At 70.3% G+C, this 20,961-nt stretch carries 17 protein-coding genes; 3 read left to right on the top strand and 14 right to left on the bottom strand.

Annotated elements, in window-relative coordinates:
- Positions 1-8 precede the first annotated feature (8 nt).
- The 4 genes from AC07TY_RS12885 to AC07TY_RS12870 are packed head-to-tail and all read right to left on the bottom strand — an operon-like array spanning position 9 to position 3,411.
- Complete coding sequence (locus AC07TY_RS12885; protein WP_488625331.1) at positions 9-548, bottom strand: hypothetical protein; 540 nt, start codon at positions 546-548, stop codon at positions 9-11.
- 9 nt (positions 549-557) lie between these two features.
- A complete protein-coding gene (locus AC07TY_RS12880; RefSeq protein WP_123506831.1) occupies positions 558-1,694 on the bottom strand; it encodes a helix-turn-helix domain-containing protein in 1,137 nt (378 codons plus the stop codon).
- 38 nt (positions 1,695-1,732) lie between these two features.
- Positions 1,733-2,716: an aldo/keto reductase gene (locus AC07TY_RS12875; RefSeq protein ID WP_494785602.1), complete on the bottom strand. Its 984-nt coding sequence runs from the start codon at positions 2,714-2,716 to the stop codon at positions 1,733-1,735.
- A 50-nt stretch (positions 2,717-2,766) separates the two neighbouring features.
- Positions 2,767-3,411, bottom strand: a complete 645-nt coding sequence (locus tag AC07TY_RS12870; protein WP_494785601.1) for an FMN-dependent NADH-azoreductase — start codon at positions 3,409-3,411, stop codon at positions 2,767-2,769.
- A 94-nt stretch (positions 3,412-3,505) separates the two neighbouring features.
- Here AC07TY_RS12870 and AC07TY_RS12865 point away from each other — a divergent pair, with 94 nt between their 5' ends.
- The 3 genes from AC07TY_RS12865 to AC07TY_RS12855 all read left to right on the top strand — a co-directional run bounded on the left by AC07TY_RS12865 (position 3,506) and on the right by AC07TY_RS12855 (position 9,837).
- Complete coding sequence (locus AC07TY_RS12865) at positions 3,506-8,161, top strand: ATP-dependent helicase (RefSeq protein ID WP_494785600.1); 4,656 nt, start codon at positions 3,506-3,508, stop codon at positions 8,159-8,161.
- A gap of 9 nt (positions 8,162-8,170) precedes the next feature.
- Entirely contained in the window at positions 8,171-8,947 is a 777-nt protein-coding gene (locus AC07TY_RS12860; protein WP_123506827.1) for an Fpg/Nei family DNA glycosylase, read from the top strand.
- A gap of 206 nt (positions 8,948-9,153) precedes the next feature.
- Positions 9,154-9,837, top strand: a complete 684-nt coding sequence (locus AC07TY_RS12855) for a peroxiredoxin-like family protein (RefSeq protein WP_494785599.1) — start codon at positions 9,154-9,156, stop codon at positions 9,835-9,837.
- 218 nt (positions 9,838-10,055) lie between these two features.
- Here AC07TY_RS12855 and AC07TY_RS12850 read toward each other — a convergent pair whose 3' ends face one another.
- The 10 genes from AC07TY_RS12850 to AC07TY_RS12805 form a co-directional block, all read right to left on the bottom strand.
- The gene (locus AC07TY_RS12850; protein WP_494785598.1) at positions 10,056-12,074 is read right to left on the bottom strand and encodes a glycosyl hydrolase; all 2,019 of its coding nucleotides are present in this window, start codon (positions 12,072-12,074) and stop codon (positions 10,056-10,058) included.
- Between the two features lie 65 nt (positions 12,075-12,139).
- Complete coding sequence (locus tag AC07TY_RS12845) at positions 12,140-12,871, bottom strand: HlyD family secretion protein (protein WP_494785597.1); 732 nt, start codon at positions 12,869-12,871, stop codon at positions 12,140-12,142.
- Entirely contained in the window at positions 12,868-14,835 is a 1,968-nt protein-coding gene (locus AC07TY_RS12840) for a glycosyltransferase family 2 protein (protein WP_494785596.1), read from the bottom strand. The genes AC07TY_RS12845 and AC07TY_RS12840 overlap by 4 nt, the downstream gene beginning before the upstream one ends.
- Before the next feature lie 365 nt (positions 14,836-15,200).
- Positions 15,201-16,085 (bottom strand): hypothetical protein, encoded by an 885-nt coding sequence (locus tag AC07TY_RS12835; RefSeq protein ID WP_494785595.1) that lies wholly within the window; start codon positions 16,083-16,085, stop codon positions 15,201-15,203.
- 21 nt (positions 16,086-16,106) lie between these two features.
- Positions 16,107-16,397, bottom strand: a complete 291-nt coding sequence (locus AC07TY_RS12830; protein ID WP_123506822.1) for a TnpV protein — start codon at positions 16,395-16,397, stop codon at positions 16,107-16,109.
- 96 nt (positions 16,398-16,493) lie between these two features.
- A complete protein-coding gene (locus tag AC07TY_RS12825) occupies positions 16,494-16,889 on the bottom strand; it encodes a DUF1304 domain-containing protein (RefSeq protein WP_494785594.1) in 396 nt (131 codons plus the stop codon).
- 121 nt (positions 16,890-17,010) lie between these two features.
- Positions 17,011-17,334 (bottom strand): hypothetical protein, encoded by a 324-nt coding sequence (locus AC07TY_RS12820; protein WP_123506820.1) that lies wholly within the window; start codon positions 17,332-17,334, stop codon positions 17,011-17,013.
- 70 nt (positions 17,335-17,404) lie between these two features.
- Complete coding sequence (locus tag AC07TY_RS12815; protein WP_494785593.1) at positions 17,405-18,469, bottom strand: DUF2510 domain-containing protein; 1,065 nt, start codon at positions 18,467-18,469, stop codon at positions 17,405-17,407.
- 180 nt (positions 18,470-18,649) lie between these two features.
- The gene (locus tag AC07TY_RS12810) at positions 18,650-19,492 is read right to left on the bottom strand and encodes a helix-turn-helix transcriptional regulator (protein WP_494785737.1); all 843 of its coding nucleotides are present in this window, start codon (positions 19,490-19,492) and stop codon (positions 18,650-18,652) included.
- Between the two features lie 122 nt (positions 19,493-19,614).
- Positions 19,615-20,949, bottom strand: coding sequence for a glycosyltransferase family 2 protein (locus tag AC07TY_RS12805; protein ID WP_494785592.1), 1,335 nt, complete (start codon positions 20,947-20,949; stop codon positions 19,615-19,617).
- Positions 20,950-20,961: the final 12 nt, after the last annotated feature.

The raw sequence follows: 20,961 nt of genomic DNA, 5'->3' as shown, positions 1-20,961 counted from the left end.
GGACTCGGTCATCCGAAGAAACTCGGCGCGAGGGGCCGGGAGAGAAGCGATCGCCCCTGTCGCCACATCTCCTCCGTCAGGTCGAAGGCGACGCTGCAGCTGATTTCGCGATTCGCGACGAGTTCTTCGAGCATGTGGACGGTGTCGCGCGTGATGAACCCGCGCCGCTGGCCGAGGCGGTTCGCCTGCTTGTCATCGGTGATCCAGATCGAGTCCGAGAACTCGGGCCTGGCACCCAGCACATAGAGGGTCTGACTCTCCCCCAGATGTTCGAGCGGCCGCGACGGCATGCCGCCGAAGACGGCCGTGCGGCTGACCTCGATCGCGTGGCGTGCGGGGTCGTTGTCGAGTTCGATCGGTGCACCGAATACCGAGTCGACATCGAGGGCAGCAAGCGCTCGGAGAATCGTCGCCGACCGAGAGATCTCATAGGCGACAGCTTCGACGATGCGGCCGCGACCGTTGAGGTAGTCGACGAACAGGTCCAGCCGGTCTACGGCCGCGAAGTTGCAAACGACTGTTGTGTCGGGAAAGAACGTGACTGCCATGTGCCCGAGCTAGCCCTGGTTCTCGGGGTCGGCCCAGATGCCCTCTGCACCATCGCTGTCGAAGAACGCCTCGACCTCCTCGATGGGTCGCTTGAGAAGCGCGGCAAGAGGACGCGCAGTAGCGACACCCTGCTCGTAAGCAGTGACGAAGGCGTCGACCAGCGGCTGCGCCGGCCGGAACGTGTCGGAGAGGCTGCACCGGGATGCGTGTTCAGTCGATACGCGCAGTTGCCGCGCTACCGAGTGAGATGACAGGCCGCTCAAGCCCTCGCGTTCGGCGTCGTCGATGATCAGCAGATTGAACAGTCGCCAAGCCATGGAGTCGGGGGAGACACCGAACTGCCAGACGAGATCGGGGAACGCTTCGACGCCGGTGCGTTCGGACAGAGCCTCTCGAATCTCACGTTCAGGCATCAGGAACGATGCGGCGAAGACGTTCGCGCGCTTCTCCTGATGGGGGTCTCGCCTATCTCGCGGAGGCAGAAGATGCTCTGCGATGATCTCCTCGCTGGCGTCACCCCAGAGAAGATGCCCCACTTCGTGAGCGAGGGTGTATCGCTGGCGAACAGCCCGTGGGGTCTTCGCCAGCACGATGGCTCGGAAGTCGTCGTCCTGGTAGCTGAGACCGTCGTAGCCGTCGGGGAGAGTGTCGATGACCACGCAGACGCCGAACGCCTCTTCGATCGCACCGATGAGCGACACGTTGTCAGTGGCGCCGAGCGGTGTGGAGAGCCGGGAGACGGCCTGCGCGGCGAGGGCGTTCGCTTGCGCGACGTACCCCCTCTCGGATCCGCCGACGGGAAGAGCCGGAGCAGGCGCGATGAGCCCGAGCTCATGCGCAGCGTCGTGCCACTGGCCCAGGTCGGCCAGGATCTCCTGCCCTCGCGCGCTCGATTCGGATGTGGCTCTCAGTGCTCGAGCGGCGAACTCGAGCGATCGTGAAGGAGCTCCCGTGAGGAGCCAATCCACAGTCGTGCCGCCGATATCGGCAATGCGGGCGAGTTCGAGAGACGTGAAGCGCCGTGAACCATGAAGCGACTTCGAGAGCTTCGAACCGTTCATCCCGATCGCCGTCGCGAGTTCGGCCTGCGATACGCCGAGCCGGGCCTGAATCTGCTTTACGCGAGGAGCGACTTCATCTGTCATATACCTAAGATGTCAGAATATTGCGATAATCGCAATCCTCACCAGCGCGAATGGACGACCGGGCGGAAGTACCGGTCGTAGAGGCGCTCGGTGCGGTCGTGGAACTCCTCGCCGAGTGCCGGGACGTCGCCCGCCTCCGCGTTGGCACGGGCCTGCTCGGGGTTGCGGGCGCCGGGGATCACCGTGGTCAGGCCCGGCTGCTCGACGATCCACTTGAGCGCCGCCTGCGCGGTCGAGACTCCCTCGGGGGTGTACTCCGAGAAGGCGACGGCCGCCTCGACGCCGGTCTCGAAGTCGACGCCCGAGAACGTCTCGCCCTGGTCGAAGGCCTCGCCGTGGCGGTTGAACGAGCGGTGGTCGTTCGGGGCGAACTGCGTCTCGGCCGTGTACTTGCCGCTCAGCAGACCGCTCGCCAGCGGCACGCGGGCGATGATGCCGACGCCCGACTCCACCGCCGCGGGGAGCACCTCGTCGAGAGGCTTCATGCGGAACGCGTTGAGGATGATCTGGACCGTCGCGAGATTCGGCCGCTCCATCGCGGTCAGCGCCTGCCCGGCCTCCTCGACGCTCACGCCGTACGCCGCGATCATCTGCCGCTCGACCATCTCGTCGAGGGCGTCGTACACGTCGCCGCTGCGGAACACCGAGGTCGGCGGGCAGTGCAGCTGCACGAGGTCGAGAGTGTCCATCTGCAGGTTGCGGCGCGACCGGTCGATCCACTCGATGAAGTTCGCGCGGGTGTAGTTCTTGAGCTCCTGCGGCTCGCGGCGGCCCATCTTCGTCGCGATCGTGAGCGAGGCGTCCGCGTTGCTGCGCCGCCACTTGCCGATCAGCTGCTCGCTGCGCCCGTCGCCGTAGACGTCGGCGGTGTCGAAGAACGTGACGCCGCCCTGCACCGAGGCGTCGAGCACGGCGAAGGCGTCGCGCTCGGGCACGTCGCCCCAGTCGCCGCCGAGCTGCCAGGTGCCGAGGCCGATGACCGAGACTTCGCGAGAGGTGCGTCCGAGACGTCGTTGTTCCATGCCTTCACCCTAGAGGCCGCCGCCGACTCTCGCAGGCGCAGGAACTCGGCCTACGCCAGGCGGGCCGCCGCCGCCGCCGCTGCCTCGTGAGCGCCGTCGAGCTCCGCGTGCTGCTTCGCCACCTCGTCGGCGGGCCCCCCGAACCGCTCCGTCAGGGTCCGCGTCGCGACGATGGTCTCGACGCGCATGCCGAGGGCGGTGCCGAGGATGAGCTGGAGCGCCGGAAGCGCGTGGTCGTCGAAGGCTGTCGGAGTTCCTGCGTCGTAGACACCACCGCGGGTGGACACCAGGACGGCCGGGCGGCCCGCCATGGGCTGCGTCGTGTCCGCGCCGAACGGGGCCGTGACGGACGGCACGTGGATGTAGTCGATCCAGGCCTTGAGCGTCGACGGCATCGAGTAGTTGTAGAGCGGCACGCCGATCAGCAGCACGTCGGCGGCGAGGAGCTGAGCGATGATCTCGGCCTGCAGCGCCTCCTGCTCGGGGCTCGGCGCGGCACCGGCCGGGCGCAGGAGGGGCGGGAAGTGCAGCGACGCGTCGCTCAGGTGCGGGAGCGCGTCGACATGGAGGTCGCGGTAGACGACGACGTGGTCGTCGCCCTGGGCGGCCCAGGCGTCGGCGAAGGTCTTCGTGACGGCGCGCGAGCGGGAGCCGTCGAGGTCGGCGGAGGAGTCGAGGTGCAGCAGAGTGGGCATGGCTCCACGCTATCCGGAGGACCGCGGCGGCGATCGGCCCGGTCGAATGCCGTCCCGGTCGAATGTCAGTGGCTGCGGGCAGGATGGCCTGACGATGACCGACGTTCTCGACCGTTTCTCCCCTGCGACCGCAGAGTGGTTCCGCGGCGCCTTCGCGCGGCCCACGCACGCGCAGGAGGGGGCGTGGGAGGCCATCTCGGGCGGCCGCAACGCACTCGTGATCGCGCCGACGGGCTCGGGCAAGACGCTGGCCTCCTTCCTCTGGTCGATCGACCGGCTGGCGTCGTCGCCTCCTCCCGAGGCCAAGGAGCACCGCACTCGTGTGCTCTACATCTCGCCGCTCAAGGCGCTGGGCGTCGACGTCGAGCGCAACCTCCGGTCGCCGCTCGTCGGAATCACCCAGACGGCCCGGCGGCTGGGCTCCACCCCGCCCGACATCAGCGTCGGCGTGCGATCGGGCGACACCTCGTCGTCCGACCGTCGGCTGCTGCACCGCACGCCGCCCGACATCCTGATCACGACGCCCGAGTCGCTCTACCTGATGCTGACGTCCGCCGCGCGAGAGAACCTGCGCGGCATCGAGACCGTCATCATCGACGAGGTCCACGCCGTCGCCGCGTCGAAGCGCGGCGCCCACCTCGCGCTGTCGCTCGAGCGCCTCGACGACCTGCTCGAGAAGCCCGCCCAGCGCATCGGGCTGTCGGCGACCGTCCGCCCGCCGGAGGAGGTCGCGCGGTTCCTCGGCGGCACGGCGCCGGTGACGATCGTGGCGCCCGCGTCCGAGAAGAAGTTCGACCTGCGGGTCGTGGTGCCGGTCGACGACATGACCGAGCTCGGCACTGCGGCTCCCCTCGAGGGCTCGGCCGCCGGCGCGGCCCCGCAGGGGTCGATCTGGCCGCACGTCGAAGAGGGGATCGTCGACCTGATCCTCGAGCACCGGTCGACCATCGTGTTCGCCAACTCGCGGCGCCTGGCCGAGCGGCTGACCGCTCGGCTCAACGACATCTACCTGGAGCGGCAGTTCGTCCCGGCGGAGGAGGCGCTGGTCGGCGCCGCGGCCGACGGCTCAGCCACCGGCGCGATCGGCTCGCCGCCGGCGCAGGCGGTGCCCGCTCAGGCGGTGCCCGCTCAGGCGGTGCCCGCTCAGCTCATGGGCGGCTCGGGCCAGACCCAGGGCTCCCAGCCTCTGCTGGCCCGCGCCCACCACGGCTCCGTGAGCAAAGACCAGCGCGCGATCATCGAAGACGACCTGAAGAGCGGCCGCCTGCGCTGCGTCGTCGCGACGAGCTCGCTCGAGCTCGGCATCGACATGGGCGCGGTCGACCTCGTCGTGCAGGTCGAGTCGCCGCCGTCGGTCGCCAGCGGCCTGCAGCGGGTCGGCCGCGCGGGCCACCAGGTCGGCGAGGTGTCGCGGGGCGTGCTCTTCCCGAAGCACCGGGCCGACCTGATCCATTCGGCGGTCGCAGCCGAGCGCATGGTCGCCGGCCTGATCGAGCAGCTGCAGGTGCCGGCCAACCCGCTCGACGTGCTCGCGCAGCAGACCGTCGCGGCCGTCGCGCTCGATGAGATCAATGTCGACGAGTGGTACGACCTGGTGCGCCGCAGCGCCCCGTTCGCGACCCTGCCGCGGAGCGCCTACGACGCCACGCTCGACCTGCTGAGCGGCAAGTACCCGTCTGACGAGTTCGCCGAGCTGCGGCCGCGAATCGTGTGGGACCGCGTGCACGGCACCCTCGCCGGCCGTCCCGGCGCCCAGCGCCTGGCCGTCACGAGCGGCGGCACCATCCCCGACCGCGGCCTCTTCGGCGTGTTCATGGTCGGCGAGAAGGCGGCTCGCGTCGGCGAGCTCGACGAGGAGATGGTCTACGAGTCCCGCGTCGGCGACGTCTTCGCCCTCGGCGCGACGAGCTGGCGCATCGAAGACATCACCCACGACCGCGTGCTGGTCTCGCCCGCCTACGGGCAGCCCGGACGCGTGCCGTTCTGGAAGGGCGACGGCATCGGCCGCCCCGCCGAGCTCGGCCGCGCCATCGGCGCCTACACGCGCGAGCTCGCCACGTCGAGCGAGGCCGAGGCCGTCGCCCGAGTGGCCGCGGGCGGCCTCGACGAGCGGGCCGCGCGCAACCTCCTCGCCTTCATCGCCGAGCAGCGGGAGGTCGCCGGCCACGTGCCGACCGACCAGACGCTCGTCGTCGAGCGGTTCCGCGACGAGCTCGGCGACTGGCGCCTGATCCTCCACTCGCCCTACGGCATGCGCGTGCACGCTCCCTGGGCGCTGGCCGTCTCCGGGCGCATCCGCGACCGGCTCGGCATCGACGGCTCGGCGATGGCCGCCGACGACGGCATCGTCGTCCGCATCCCCGACACCGACGCCGAGCCGCCCGGCGCCGACCTGTTCACGTTCGAGCGCGACGAGCTCGACGCCATCGTGACCGAGGAGGTCGGCGGCTCGGCGCTGTTCTCGTCGCGCTTCCGCGAGTGCGCGGCGCGGGCCCTGCTCCTGCCCCGCTACAACCCCGGCAAGCGGTCGCCGCTCTGGCAGCAGCGACAGCGAGCGTCCCAGCTGCTCGACGTCGCCCGCAAGTACCCGCAGTTCCCGATCGTGCTCGAGGCGGTCCGCGAGGTGCTTCAAGACGTCTACGACCTGCCGGCCCTGATGGAGCTGACCGACGCTCTCGCCCGCCGCGAGGTGCGAGTCGTCGAGACCGAGACGGCCCAGCCCTCGCCGTTCGCGCGGTCGCTCCTGTTCGGCTACGTCGCGGCCTTCCTCTACGAGGGCGACTCCCCCCTCGCCGAGCGCCGGGCCGCCGCGCTGTCGCTCGACTCGTCGCTGCTCGCCGAGCTGCTCGGCCGTGCCGAGCTGCGCGAGCTCCTCGACGCCGACGTCATCGACCTGCACGAGCGCGAGCTGCAGAAGCTCACGCCCGAGCGGCGCGCCCGCGACATCGAGGGAGTCGTCGACCTGCTCCGCCTCCTGGGCCCGCTGACGACGTCCGAGATCGTCGAGCGCAGCTGGCTGGCCGACACCGACGACGCCGCCACCCAGCTCGAGGGTGCCCTCGACGAGCTGGTCCGGGCGGCGCGCGTCCTTCGCTTCACCCATTCCGGCACGGAGCGCTGGGCCGGCATCGAAGACGCCTCCCGCCTCCGCGATGCGCTCGGAGTGAACCTGCCCATCGGCGTCCCGTCGGCGTTCATCGAGCCCGTCGACGATCCGCTCGGCGACCTCGTCGGCCGCTACGCCCGCACGCACGGTCCGTTCGCCCCCGCCGAGGTCGCCCAGCGCCTCGGCCTGGGCACGGCGGTGGTGCACGACACGCTGCGGCGCCTCGCTACCGATCGCCGCGTGGTGGAGGGCGAGTTCCGGCCCGATCGCCAGGGGTCGGAGTGGTGCGACGCCGAGGTCCTGCGACGACTGCGCAGCCGCTCGCTGGCGGCACTCCGCCACGAGGTCGAGCCGGTCTCGCACGAGACGCTCGGCCGGTTCCTGCCCGCGTGGCAGCACGTCGCGACCGGCGCCAAGGGCTCGGGCCTGCGGGGCATCGACGGCGTCGTGCAGGTGATCGACCAGCTCAGCGGCGTGGCCCTGCCCGCCAGTGCGTGGGAGACCCTGATCCTCCCCGCCCGCGTCACCGACTACTCCCCCGCCATGCTCGACGAGCTGACCGCGACCGGCGAGGTCATCTGGTCGGGCTCGGGCACCCTGCAGGGCAATGACGGCTGGGTGAGCCTGCATCTGGCCGACGGAGCCGGCGTCACGCTCTCCGAGCCATCGGGCGACGAGACGACCGAGCTGCAGCGCGAGGTGCTGGCCGCCCTCGCCGGCGGCGGCGCGTACTTCTTCCGGCAGCTCTCCGACGCGGTCGGCTCGAAAGACGACGAGTCGCTGGCCACCGCGATCTGGGACCTCGTCTGGCAGGGCCAGATCACCAACGACACCTTCGCCCCGTTGCGCACCCAGGTCGGAGGCAAGCCGCCTCGCCCCCGGGCTCCGACGCGCATGCGCTCGTCGTACCGCGGCCGCGTCCCCCGCGCCGACCGCGTGCGCCAGGCCGGTCCGCCGACCGTCGGCGGCCGCTGGTCGCTGCTGCCGCTCGCCGAAGGCGACTCGACGATCCGCGCCGCCGCGCAGGCCGAGATGCTGCTCGAGCGGCACGGCATCGTGACGCGCGGCGCCGTCGCCAACGAGGGCGTCCGCGGCGGCTTCTCGACCGTCTACAAGGTGCTCTCGGGCTTCGAAGAGACCGGACGCGCCCGCCGCGGCTACTTCGTGGAAGGGCTCGGCGCCGCCCAGTTCGCCACGGGGCCGACCGTCGACCGGCTCCGCTCGTTCCTGCGCGACGACGGAGACACCTCGCCCGCGCCCGTCGTCACCCTGGCGGCGACCGACCCTGCCAATCCCTACGGCGCCGCCCTGCCGTGGCCGGCACTGCCCGAGCCCGCCGACGGCTCTGCCGCGCCACGCGGACACCGCCCCGGGCGCAAGGCGGGCTCGCTCGTCGTGCTCGTCGACGGCCGACTGGTCGTCTACGTCGAACGGGGCGGCAAGACGCTGCTGACGTTCGGCGCCCCCGGCCCGGACGACCTCGTCGCAGCCGCGACCTCCCTCGCCACCGTGGTGCGCACGCGGCTCGGCCGCCTCTCGGTCGAGCGCGTCGACGGCGAGTTCGTGCTGAGCACGACCCTTGGCGAGGCGCTCCGCGAGGCCGGCTTCGCGACGACGCCCAGCGGCCTGCGGCTGCGCGGGTGAGGCCGGCCCATGCCTGAGGGCGATACCGTCTACCGCGCCGCCAAGAACCTCGACGCGGTGCTCCACGGCGCGGTGCTGACGAAGAGCGACTTCCGCGTGCCCGAGTTCGCCACCGTCGATCTGGCGGGCACCGTCATCGACGATGTCGTCAGCCGCGGCAAGCACCTGCTCCATCACCTCGGCGACGTGACGCTGCACACGCATCTCAAGATGGAGGGGTCGTGGCACCTCTACCGCCACGGCACGAAATGGAAGCGGCCCGCCTACCAGGCGCGCGTCGTGCTCGAGACGGCCGACTGGGTCGCCGTCGGCTTCGACCTCGGAATCGTCGAGCTGGTCCCGCGCGACGACGACGACTCGGTCGTGGGCCACCTCGGCCCCGACCTGCTCGGCCCGGACTGGAACCCCGACGTCGCTCTCGCCAACCTCGAGCGCGACCCCGAGCGGCCGATCGGCCTCGCGCTGCTCGACCAGCGCGTGCTCGCCGGAGTCGGCAACGTCTACCGCAACGAGCTCTGCTTCCTGCGCGGCGTCCTCCCCACGCGGCCCGTCGGCGAGGTGCCTCAGCGCGCGAAGGTCATCGAGCTGGCGCACCGCCTCATCGACGCCAACAAAGACCGGGTCGACCGCACCACGACCGGGCGCCTCCGCGGCGACACCGACTGGGTGTACGGCCGTGCCGGGCGGCCCTGCCTGCGCTGCGGCACGAAGATCGAGCGCGGCATGCTGGGCGAGTCCGAGCTGGAGCTGCGCGACACCTACTGGTGCCCGCGCTGCCAGAGCTGACCCCGCCGGCGCGGGCCGCCGTCGACAACGACGGAGATCTGCCGCAGCGGCGAGAAATGAGGCGGCGAAACGGGCCGGGTCGCGAGAATCCCCGTCATTGGCCCCGGCACCAGGCCGGGCTGTGACCGCGTGTTACGCAGCCCAGCCCCGGCGACGCCCGGACGCATACCCTGAGCCAACCATCCCGACCCCACCCGAGGAGCACCATGCCCAGCGACACCCGACCCGCCGAGACCACGACCATCGCCGATCAGGTAGCCACCTTCAACGAGGGCTTCACCGCCCAGATCGGCCCGCGCCTCACGGCGGTCTTCGACGACGAGCAGGCGGCGTTGACCGCGTCGGGCACGCCCGACGGGGCGGTCGAGGCGGGCGACGCGCTGCCGGACGCCGAGCTCGTCAGCACCACCGGCGAACCCGTGCGGCTGGCCGACGCCCTTGGCGCCGACGGCACGGTCGTCGTCTTCTACCGGGGCTCGTGGTGCCCCTACTGCAACCTCACGCTCAAGCACTACCAGGAGGCGCTCCTCCCCCAGCTGCGCGAGCGCGGCATCGAGCTCCTGGCGATCAGCCCCCAGACCCCGGAGGCCTCCGAGCTCGCCATCACGAACGGATCGCTCGAGTTCACCGTGCTCTCCGACCCGGGCAACACGCTGGTCCGCTCCCTCGGCATCCTGACCGAGCCGACGTCCGACGCCCGCGCCGCCCACACCGACCTGGGCTTCGACGTCGCCGACAGCAATGCCGACGCGACGGGCGACATCCCGTTCCCGACGGTGCTCGTAGTCGCGGGCGACGGCACTGTCGTCTTCGCCGACGTCCACGTCGACTACACGACCCGCACCGAGGTCCCGACGATCGTCGAGGCGCTGGCGCTGCTTCCGAGCTAGCCGCCGCCTGCCTGCGCCGCCGCAATTTCAAGGAGATTTCCGCGCCAGCACGAAAGTGAGGCGGATCGGGCCACAGTCGGCCCGAAAATCTCCTTGAAATTCGGGGCAAGGCCCGGGCGCAGGAACTCCCGGCGGCCGCCGACCCCGCCGACTCGACGGGGGCCGGCCGCCGCCGGGCCCCCGCGGGAGCGCGACGCCGGCCCCGCCGGCAGTGGGCCCTACTTCGTCTGCTGCGCCATGATGAACGCGAGCATGTAGGTGCGCGAGTTGCCGTTGTCGATGGAGGCGCTCGGGAACTTCTTCGCCGCCGCCAGCGCCGCGTCAGCCGATGAGGTGCCGGCAAGCGACTCGTACATGAGCACGTAGTCGGCGAGCGTGACGTTGGTCCCCGCCGAGAGCGCCGTGTCGACGAGCGAGATGATGTGCTTCGAACCGCCGCCCGCCTCGGTGCCGAGATAGGTCGACACGGGGCTCATCGGGATCAGCTGGATGCCGATGATGGCACTCGGCGCCGCCGAGAACCAGGTGGCGTAGTCGCGCTTGCCGCCCCAGTTGAGCGAGACGAGCTCGTGCGAGAAGCCGTCGAACTCCGAGCCCGTGAGGTCGGGGTTGACGTAGTAGGCCAGCGCCGACGCGGTCTCGCCGCTGAGCATCCAGTTCGCCTCGGCCTCGAGCCCCGAGTCGCCGGAGGCCTTGGCCCAGAGGGCGAGTCCGTTCCAGGCGTTCACGGCCTCGGACGACGACTCCTGGTTGTTGCCGTCGTTGAACTCCGAGTAGCCCGAGGCCCAGGCGTGCGAGAAGTACGGGTCGTACGCGCGCGTGTCGGGGAAGTACGTGCCCGACTGGTCGCCCGTGTTGGTCGCGATGTCGGCGGCCAGCAGGTTCATCACCGGCGCCCACTTCTTCGCCAGCGCGGGGTCGTTCTGCGCGACGACGCCCGCCGCATAGAGGAAGTACCCGTAGTGGAAGTGGTGGTCGTTGGCGAGCTCGGAGCCGAACGAGTTCACGAGGCCGACGATCGTCTTGAGCTTCGGGTCGTAGACGAAGCACTCCTGGCCGCGTGTGGTGCAGCCGTCGGGCTCCATCCACAGGGAGATCTCGGTGGTGAGCTTCGTCGTGAGCGTCTTCTCGGATGCCGAGTCGCCGAGCTGCCGCGCGATCTGCAGGAGCATCGCGGCGCGGTACAGCGACTTGCCGCCGTAGTAGGTGTCGGTGTTGAAGGTCGGGAGCGACGACACGTCGACTTCGAGCTGCGACTTCAGGGTGGCCTTCTGCGACGACGAGAGCTTCGACAGGTCGAGCTCGCCGGTGGCCTCGACCGCGGCGGTCGTGAAGGTCAGCCCCGACGAGATGCAGACCGGCACCGTGCCGTAGATGGTCGTGTAGGTGAGGCCGGTGCAGCCCGTGCTGGCGGCGTCGGAGCCCTGGTGCGGTAGAGGGACGACGATCGTCGACTGCGCCTTCGAACCGGACGCGGTCGTGTACCCGAGCGACGTCTGCTCGCCCTTCGAGACCGACTTGTAGGCCGTCGTGACACCGGTCAGCGGAGCCTTTGCGGCGGTCATGAGCTTCGTCAGCTGGGATGAGGAGGCGCCCGACGGCACGGGGAACAGCACGACGCTGCCGCCCTTGTCGAGCTTCACGGAGGCGCCGTCGATCGACCCCCCGGTCGTGACGACAGCCCACTCCTGGCCCGAGACGATGAGGGTCCCGCGGCCGTCGCCGGTCGACGCGACCTGGCCGTCGAGAGTGGTCGTCTGCGAGCTCGCGGCGACGTACGAGACGAGGGGCGAGCCCTCGGCGATGGTGGTGTGGCCGATCACGGTCGAGCCCTTGCGGTGCTCGACGGTGACAGAGACGTCGTCGTAGCGGCTGACGACCGCAGTCGAGGCGCCCACGTCGAGGGTGACCTGCGGAACGTTCTCACCGAACAGCGTGTTCTCGGTCGCCGTGACGGGCGGGAGCCCTGCCGAGAAGCCGGTCGCGGTCTCCTGGAACGAGATCGGGAAGGGGAACACCGCGAACGACTCGGCGCCGAAGGCCAGCCCGGAGTACCACTTGTTGGTCGGCGGGATGAGGCCCTTCGCCAGCTTCGTCGTCGTCGCCGGAGCGATGGACTTCTGCGGCAGTGCCTTGACGAGCGGAGCGACCGTCGAGTCGCCGAGCACGGTCGAGGCGGTGCTCGGCCGCGACGGCGTCTGGGTCGTCTGGCTTCCCTCCGAGGTGCAGGCGCTCAACAGGAGCGCCGAGGCCGCCACGAGGGCGGCGGCGGCCAGGCGGCCGCGGAGTAATACACCGATGACTACAGGCCGATCTTCTGGACGAAGGCGAGCATGGCGTCCTGGACGCCGGCGAACATGCCGTCCTGACGAAGGTGCAGCGTCGCCGTCACCGGGGTGCCCGGCGCGACGAGCCCGGAGGCCGAGCCCTGCACCAGGTACTTGCTGGAGACCTGGACGGACGTCTGGGCGTTGCCGTCGGTCGTCTGCACGGAGACCTTCTTGACGGTGCCGGCGAGCACGGTCTGGTTCGGCAGGGTCAGGTCGACGGTGCCGCCGGACTGGATGCGCTCGTAGTCGCGCGGCGTCAGGTTGTAGTCGCCCATCACGAAGAGGCTGTCGGCCGCATCGATGGTGGCGAGGTCGGCGCCGGCCTGGACGAAGCCGCCCTCCTTGGTCGCGATGTCGGTGACCGTGCCGGTGACCGTGGCCTTGAAGGTCATGGTCCCGTCGGCCGTGACCGAGTACGCGGCGCTGTTGTAGCTGAGGAGGTTCGACGAGACGTCCTGCAGCACCGACAGGCTCTTGATCGTGAAGAGCGGGTCGCCCTTCGTGACCGTGTCGCCGTCGACGACGTACTGCTTGGTGATCGAGCCCGAGTAGTCGGTGCCGATCTTGTACTCCTCGGCCTGGATGCTGGCGCTGGTCGAGATGACCTGCGACTGCCTCTTGGTGAAGATCACGGTGAATGCGGCGACGAGGATGATCACGACGACGATGCCCGCGAAGAGCTTGAAACGGCTGGCCCAGGTCATGAAGCAACCCTCTGGTCGGTGGCGGAAGAAGGACTGGTGGTGAGCGACGCGGGCGGGGTGACGACCGGCGGCTGGATTCGGCGCGAACGAGGCAGGGTGTCCTCGATCGACGTCTCGAGAAGAGCGATCTCCTCGGGGCTGCGAGGCGCGGGTCGGGAGATCCGCGTGCGGGTGGCCTTGGCGGCGGCAGCGACCGGCTCGTAGACGTCGGTCACGACCTCGCCGCGCAGGGTGGCCTTGTTGGCCTTGCGGATCTGCTTGGCCTCGCGGAAGGCGACGATGATGAACGACAGCAGGATGAAGGTGTTCAGCAGGTTCCAGAAGGTGGCGAGCGTCGCGACGCCGTTCTGCATGTCGCGGTAGATGGCCACGCAGCTGGTCAGCGCCAGGAAGACGAAGAACAGCACCTGCGGGATGATGAAGTTGAACGGCGACTTCTGCAGGTTCTTCGCTCCGGTGACGTGCCAGCCCTCGTCCTTGCCGGTGATGACGTTCCAGAGCGCCTTGACGTAGATCGGGAACGACACGGTCGCCAGCATCAGCACCTCGTACCGGAACGACCCCAGCGTGTAGAACGCCAGCAGGATCTGCATCAGGTAGAAGCTGCAGTAGTAGAGGATCCACTGCCAGAGCGAGATGGTCAGGTTCATGGGGCGCAGGTCGAAGAAGATCTCGAGCGGCGGCACCAGGAGCAGGAGGAGCGGCGCGATGCCGGTCAGGTAGTTGGTCGCGGTGACCATGTACTGCAGCTTCTGGTCCATCGTCAGCGTGCGCTTCGGCGACATCGGGTTGTGCTGCATCAGGATCTCGAATCCGCCCGAGGCCCAGCGGAGCTGCTGCTTCGAGTACGCCTCGATGGTCTCGGGGGCGTCGCCGACGGCGAGCGTCAGCGGGATGTAGATCGAGCGCCAGCCGGCTTCGTGGAGGTGCAGCGAGGTCCAGACGTCCTCCGACTTCGACGCGGTGTCCATTCCGCCGATCGAGTCGATCGCGGCGCGACGGAAGATCACGTTCGTGCCGACGCAGAACGCCGCGTTGAAGCGGTTGCGGCCCGGCTGGATGAACTTGTAGAAGACGGCCTGCATGTAGCCGGCGCCACGCGACACGAGCGACGACAGGTTGCCGTACGCCTGCGGGGTCTGCACGAAGGCGACCTTGTCGTCGACGAAGAACGGCACGGTCTCGAAGAGGAACTCGGGCTTCGGCACGAAGTCGGCGTCGAAGATGGCGTAGTACTCGCCCTTGGCGAGCGAGAGCGCGTGGTTGACGTTGCCGGCCTTCGCGCCGTGGTTCGTCAGTCGACGCACATAGCGGGCGGCATGGCGCGCGGCCAGGTCGCGGACCTCGTCGCTCTTGCCGTCGTCGAGGATCCAGGTGCGGTGCTCGCCCTGCAGGGCGAGGGCAGCGACGAGCGTGGCCTCGATCTTAGCGACGTCCTCGCCGTAGACCGTGATGAACACGTCGATCAGCTGACGCTTGCCGTTGATGTACATGGGCCACAGGTGCGGCTGGTCGGCGAGGCCGAGACGCTCGATCTCGTCCTCGTCGTACAGCGTCTCCTGCGTCTGGTGGAAGTCGAAGTCGCGGGGGTCGGCGCCGCCCGAGAGGATCGTCCACATCGACAGCAGCGCCTGGACGACGACCACGGCCTCCGCCACGATCACCATGCAGTACGGCAGCAGGTCGCCACGGTTCGCAGGGTTGAGCAGGAACTGGCCGTACAGCAGGATGCCGAGGGTCGCGACGAGCACGAGCAGCACCATCACCGGCGAGTGCGTGCGCCCCTCGGGACGACCGCCCGCCGTGATGTGCGCGGTCGTGTGGACCTTAGGAGCTCGGACGGCCTTCTTGACGGCAGCGGCCTCCTCGAGGCGCATCCGCTCGGCTTCGAGGCGCGTCTCAGCGCGGCTCACGTGGGTGGATCTGCGGGCGGACGTGCGCTCGCCGGGCATGGTTCGGGACATGCGGGACAGGTCTCCTGGATTCGGGTCAGGGGAGATGCCGACAGGAGGGCGCAGCTGGGTGGGCGAGCCCTCGCGAAGGCGGGGTGTCGGCTACGGCGACGACGAATGGACTGGGATGAACGGAGTTGCCATCGTGCTCTGCAGACGGTTGGGCGGCCGTCCGAGTTGGTCTGGTCAGATTATCCTGAGGTCCCTCTTTTGACCGACCCCCGTTTGGGGTGCAAAAGGGGGGCACTTGTGCCTTTGTCCCCCGCATAACGGGCCTCTCACCCGCACAGACCACCCGATGACAACGCTTACCCACCCGGCGGGTGCCGTGTCGATGACGCCATAGCTGCCAGGGGTTTCTCAGGCGCGCGAAGCCGTCAGGCCACCTGCTCCAGCCACGAGCGCAGGAACTCGGCCCCCGCCTCGTCGTGGATGGCCCCGCTGGCGCTCACCCGGATCGGATACCCCTTCTCGGGCACCCCGTCGGACGGCCGCACGTCGACGTGCTCGACCTCGTAGCCTTCGGCGTCCAGCCAGTCGGCCATGGCGTAGTCGCTCCGCGAGTCGCCGACCGTGCGCCACGAGAGGGGCAGAGCGCCGTCGAGGGCGAGCAGCTCGAGAGCCCGCTTCGCACCCAGGTCTTTGCCGAGGACGACCGACTCGATGTCGGTCGAGATGATGGTCGGGTCGATGCGCCACTGCACAGCGCCGTCGGCGTCGGGGCGCTCGTCGTCCACCCGCCGCACGCCGAAGCCGCGCCGCTGGAGCGAGGCCATGGCCAGGTCATCGAAGACGGGCTGGATCGCCAGGTAGGCCTCGGTATCGATCGACGTGAGCTGCTCGACCGACACCATCGCGCGCTTGGTGTGGTCGAAGAAGACGCTGTCGGCGAAGCGCGCCTGCACGAGCTCGTCCATCTCGGCGGCGAAGTCGATCGGCATCGCTAGGGACTCGTCGACGTGGATCTCGCTCGTGCCGGCAGGGCCGTACTGCGGGCCGATCGAGAACCAGACGGCGCCCTTCTCGCAGATGCCGTGCACGCGGCTGTCAGCGCGGAGCCCCGCGGCGAGCAGCGGCCTCACGACCTCCTCGCGGATGAACGCGTCGGATCGGCCGGTGTTGAAGACGAGCGGGACGCCCGCGTGCGCGAGGCCGACGAGGTCGCGGGTGATCTCGGGCAGGTTGATGCTGCGGGTGATCGGGCTGGCGATGGGGCCGTCCACGTCGAGGAGGAGGCCGAGGGCGGGAGGCGTCGAGGTCACGCCTCAATCCTCCCAGCAGGCTCAGGCGTCGGCGAACACCTCAGCCGGGGGCGCCACCGTCTGCGAGAAGATGAGCTCCTGGAAGGCGACCTCCTCGGCCTGCTTCTTCGCCTTGCGGAGCCGGAGGTCGCGGAGGCGACCAGGCTCGCGGGTCGGGGCATCGCCGGCGAACACCGGCACGAGCTCGTCGACGCGACGGGCGACGCGCGATCCGAGCTCGGCGAAGAAGTCGTCACGGTGCTGCATCTGCGCGAAGCGCCGCTCGTCGGCGGCCCTCCACAGGTCCTGTGCCAGTTCTCCGTACGCGTTCACGTCAGCTCCCGCCCCCACCCTTGGTCCGTGGGTTCCACTCCACAGCACGGACGCCTGCAGTGCATCCATCCCGAGACTGATCCTCAGCCCTTCGAATCAGGACGCAGGTGCCATTGCGGTCAATATGAGTGCCACCACAGCGGGCACGAACTGGATGAGCGCCGGCCGGAAGTAGGCACGACCCGTGGTGGAGAGCACGATGCCGGCGACGGCCATGCAGGCCGTGCCGAAGATCACCAGCGTCTTGCCCGCGACGAACGCGCCGTCGGCGCCTCCCAGCAGGACGATGCCGACGATGACGCCGATCGCGAGGGCGAGGTTGTAGAACCCCTGGTTGTACGCCATCGGCCGGATGGTGTCGGCCTCCGCCTGCGTGGCGATGCCGAACCGGCCGAACACGGCGGGCCGCCTCCAGAGCACGCTCTCGAGCACGAAGAACACGATGTGGAGGAGGGCGGCGAGCCCCGCGACCACCATTGCGGCGATGAGCATGCGCGAACCCCTGTCAGTGCGACGGCGGGCCGGTTGCGCCCTGCTCTCAGCATGGTCCAGCGACGGACCGGAACCGCGGAGGCGAAGGCGTGTCGCGCCGCCCGCGGCTCTGGTCGCGGACTCAGGCCGCGCGGCCGCCGGCGCCGTGCGAGTGCTCGACCACTGCGCGGGCCGCGAGGCGGAGCACGACGTGCACGTCGAGGTCTCGCTGCTCGGCGAGCGCGCTGCTGATGCCGGCGGTAATGGCCGCGCTGGCCGACCCGATCATCTCGACGACTTCGGCCTGGCGGTCGGTGAGGGGCACGTCCGAGAGGCCGTCGACGAGCTCGACGAGTCCGTGGTCGCTGGCGCGCATGGCGTCTTCCCCGCCGTCGACGGAGGCCGTCGCCACCGCGACGAGGGCGAGCGCCAGAGACGCCGCCTCGCTTTCGGTCAACCCGTCCATGGCCTGCACGGTACGCCGCCGCGACCCGGGTTGCGGAGGCAACGCCCAGGGCGCGGTGCGAGAGAGCGGACTAGTTGATCGAGCCCATCACGCCCGAGATGATCCCGACGAACGCGGTGATGCCGAGGACGAGTCCGATCACGGCGATCGCGATGGATACCCAGAGGGGCAGGAGACCACGACCCGACCGGCGGCGCACGACGACGCTGCGGCCGATGATGTAGACGAGCGGCGTGATCAGAGCGAAGAACGCGAAGGCCCAGTGGAAGGGGCGCACGACCCCGGCGGCCTTGAGCGCCTTCCAGTCGAAGTAGGCGAGGACGATGGTGGCCGCCGCGATCAGGATGCCCACCACGTTGCCGACGATCTCGAGCGGTGTGGTTGGCGTCGTGGGCACGGTCGACCCCGTCGGGTCGGTCTGCGCCGACTTGATGACGTCTTCGACGACCCCTTGGAGGCTGGCGATCGAGGCCAGGCTGAAGATCAGCGAGATGATCGGCAGGAGCACGATCAGCCAGATGAAGATGTTCGTGACCTTGGCACCCTCGGGCGCCTTCGGGATCGGCTGGCCGTAGCCGTACTGCTGGCCGCCGTAGCCGCCGTAGGGCTGCTGCTGAGCGCCGTAGGGCTGCGTCCCGACCGGCTGCTGCTGGCCGTAGCCCTGCTGCGTGCCGTAAGGCGACTGCTGGCCGTGCGGCTGCTGCTGCCCGTAGCCGCTCTGCTGGCCGTAGCCGGTCTGCTGCTGGCCGTAGCCGGTCTGCTGGCCGTAGCCGCTCTGCTGGCCGTACGGCTGGGCCGGCTGCTGCTGCTCGGGCCGGGCCGAGCCCGGCGTCTGGTAGCCCGGGATCCGCTCGCCGTACGCGGGCTTGTCGTCATCGCGCTTGCCGAGGTCGAGCGCGGGTGCGGCCGCCTCGGGCTCGACGGCCGACGAGGGCGCAGGAACTCCCACGGCCGCCGCCGGGGCCGCCGGAGCGGGGGCGGCGGGCGCCGCGTCGTGCTGGTGCAGCGGAGCCTGCGGCTCCGGTGCGCGCACGTGCTCCGTCCAGGCGCGGCCGTCCCACCAGCGGTAGCCGGGGTCTCCGGACGGGTTGGGGTACCAGCCGGGCTGCGGCGATGCGCCGGTCGAGTCGCTCACGGAGTTCCATTCGTTCTAGACGCCGGGCGCAGTTCCTGCGCCCGCGGACGTTCTCGGGGTTCGTGCACGCCCAGCCTAGGTCCGGCTTCCTTGCAGAGACCAGGGAACGTCGCGAGATGGCCCTCGACGTCATCCAACCCGCCCCGGGGCGACCGGGAGGGCCATCTCACGCGAAGAGCCTCACTCGGCGAAGGTCTGCCGCCCCACCACGCCGAGCAGGTCGAGCTTCGCCGCCGACTCGCTGCCGGGCTCGGCCGTGAACACGAGCAGGCGCTGAGACGCGTCGCTGACGGTGAGGATCTCGCACCGCACCTCGATGACGCCGAGCTCTGCGTGCCAGATCCGCTTCTCGTTGCTGACCCGCGAGGCGACCTCGTGCCTCTTCCAGAGCTCGACGAACTCGGCGCTGCCGGCCAGGAGGCTGGCGAGGATCGGCGCGACCCGGGGATCGTTCGCGCCGTAGCGGCCGACGGCGGCCCGGAGCTCGGCGACCTGGAAGCGCGACTGGAAGGCGTGGTCCTGCTCCGGGTAGACGTCGCGCCCGTCGGGCCGCGTGAACCAGCGGTGCACGAGGCTGCGGTCGAGTCCGCTGAACCGTTCGTCGTCTCCCATGAGCGCGACGGCGAGGGGGTTCTGCACGAGCGTGCGCCCGAGGTCGTCGACGACCTGCGCCGGGGTGTCGTGCAGGCGGTCGAGGATCCGCAGGATCGTCGCGTTCACGTGGTCGCCCGACCCGAGCCGCTGCGGCGGGTTGTGGCCGGCGAGGCGGAAGAGGTGGTCTCGCTCGTCGAGCGTCAGGCGCAGGGCCCGCGTGATGGCGCCGAGCATCTGCTCGGACGGCTGCGTGGCGCGCTGCTGCTCGAGACGGCCGACGTAGTCGACGCTCATGCCGGCGAGCAGGGCGACCTCCTCGCGGCGCAGGCCCGGGGTGCGACGGCGGCTGCCGGCGGCGAGTCCGACGTCGGCCGGGGTCAGCGCCTCGCGGCGGCGCCGCAGGAAGTCGGCGAGCTGGGCGCGGTCCATGTCCATGCGTCCATCCTCCGCCCGGCGCCGCCGGCGAGCCAGGGACCGCCGCTCCCCGCCCGCCCCGCCCCGCAATCTCGAGGAGATTCGTGGCGACAGTCGCGGCTGTCGGGCAGGGGCGGTCATCGACGCGCGAGTGCCGCCGTCCGGATCTGAGGATCAATCAGTCCCGTGCCGTTCCAGCGCTGCCGCAGGTAGCGGCCCGGCCCCTTGGCGACCGACACCAGCTCGGTCCAGCCGACCTTCGACACGGCCTTGGCCCAGTCGGTGCCGCCCTCGGCCGGAGCCGCGGTGACGCCGAGTCGAGCCGACTCGTCCGAGACCGGCTCGCCGCTCTCGAGGGTTCCGCCGCCCTTGGCCGCGAGGCGGCGCAGGGCCGACGGGGCGCGGCGGACGGCGACCTTCATCATGGTCGGGTCGAGCGCGACCTTGGTCAGCCAGGCGCCGAGCCCGGTGCCGTAGCCCACCGCCTGAGACCGGAGCGCGCCGAGGTCGGCGCGGTGGCGGTGCCAGACGAGGGCCGAGGGCTCGACCACGAGGGCCGATCCTGCGAACAGGACGCGGGTGAAGATGTCGAGGTCCTCGCCGCCGCCGGTGCGGGTGCCGACTCCGAACGCGGTGTCGAAGCCGCCGAGCTCGATGGCGCGGGTGCGGCGCAGCGCGAAGTTGGCGCCGGTGCCGAACTCGCCGACCGAGAACGGGAACATGGGCAGGTCGGCCGGAGGCGCCGAGAGCCGGAACTCGCGAGGCACCAGGTTGCCCGACCAGCTCACGCGGTCGTCGAAGAAGCGCTGCACGGGGGTGCGCAGCTCGCCGCTCGGCACGAGGCCGGTGACGCAGTCGACGTCGGCGCCGCGGGCGAAGCCGGCGACGAGGGCGCGCAGCCAGTGGCTGTCGACCACGACGTCGTCGTCTGTGAAGGCGACGAACTCGCCTGTCGAGGCGATGAGACCGGTGTTGCGGGCTCGCGAGAGGCCGGCGACGGGCTCGCGGATGAGGCGGACGCGCGGGTCGGCGAACTCGGTCTCGACGAGCACGCGCGTGGCGTCGGTCGCCGGAGCGTTGTCGACCACGATGACGTCGAAGGCCGGGTAGTCGAGCGCCAGAACCGAGGTGAGCGCGCCGCGGAGCTGGTCGGCGCGGTCGCGCGTGCAGACGATGACGGTGACCGTCGGGAGGTGGATCGGATCGATCGAGCCCGCGACGGGGCCGAGCTTCGCGATCTTCGACACGAGGTCGTCGAACGAGACGCTTCCGCCGATCTGCGGGAGGTCGACCACGGGGAGCTCGACGAAGCCCAGCACGGCGCGTCCGCGGCGAATCAGGAGCCGCGCCCGCCTGTAGCCGGTGCTGTCGCCGAGCACGACGGTGTCGCCGTGCACGCCCTCGAGAGAGGCCACGTCGACTGCGCCGATCCAGATCGCCCCCGACCAGTCGGGGGCGATCGGGCTGTCCATCGGGCGCTCCAA

It is taken from the genome of Frondihabitans sp. GW821-FHT04F02, from assembly GCF_059420045.1.
This window is presented reverse-complemented; position numbering and strand designations above follow the sequence as displayed.

Coding starts and splice junctions, on each gene's coding strand:
- AC07TY_RS12885 (WP_488625331.1), bottom strand. CDS start 548: ATGGCAGTCACGTTCTTTCCCGACACAACAGTCGTTTGCAACTTCGCG.
- AC07TY_RS12880 (WP_123506831.1), bottom strand. CDS start 1,694: ATGACAGATGAAGTCGCTCCTCGCGTAAAGCAGATTCAGGCCCGGCTC.
- AC07TY_RS12875 (WP_494785602.1), bottom strand. CDS start 2,716: ATGGAACAACGACGTCTCGGACGCACCTCTCGCGAAGTCTCGGTCATC.
- AC07TY_RS12870 (WP_494785601.1), bottom strand. CDS start 3,411: ATGCCCACTCTGCTGCACCTCGACTCCTCCGCCGACCTCGACGGCTCC.
- AC07TY_RS12865 (WP_494785600.1), top strand. CDS start 3,506: ATGACCGACGTTCTCGACCGTTTCTCCCCTGCGACCGCAGAGTGGTTC.
- AC07TY_RS12860 (WP_123506827.1), top strand. CDS start 8,171: ATGCCTGAGGGCGATACCGTCTACCGCGCCGCCAAGAACCTCGACGCG.
- AC07TY_RS12855 (WP_494785599.1), top strand. CDS start 9,154: ATGCCCAGCGACACCCGACCCGCCGAGACCACGACCATCGCCGATCAG.
- AC07TY_RS12845 (WP_494785597.1), bottom strand. CDS start 12,871: ATGACCTGGGCCAGCCGTTTCAAGCTCTTCGCGGGCATCGTCGTCGTG.
- AC07TY_RS12840 (WP_494785596.1), bottom strand. CDS start 14,835: ATGTCCCGAACCATGCCCGGCGAGCGCACGTCCGCCCGCAGATCCACC.
- AC07TY_RS12825 (WP_494785594.1), bottom strand. CDS start 16,889: ATGCTCATCGCCGCAATGGTGGTCGCGGGGCTCGCCGCCCTCCTCCAC.
- AC07TY_RS12820 (WP_123506820.1), bottom strand. CDS start 17,334: ATGGACGGGTTGACCGAAAGCGAGGCGGCGTCTCTGGCGCTCGCCCTC.
- AC07TY_RS12810 (WP_494785737.1), bottom strand. CDS start 19,492: ATGGACCGCGCCCAGCTCGCCGACTTCCTGCGGCGCCGCCGCGAGGCG.
- AC07TY_RS12805 (WP_494785592.1), bottom strand. CDS start 20,949: ATGGACAGCCCGATCGCCCCCGACTGGTCGGGGGCGATCTGGATCGGC.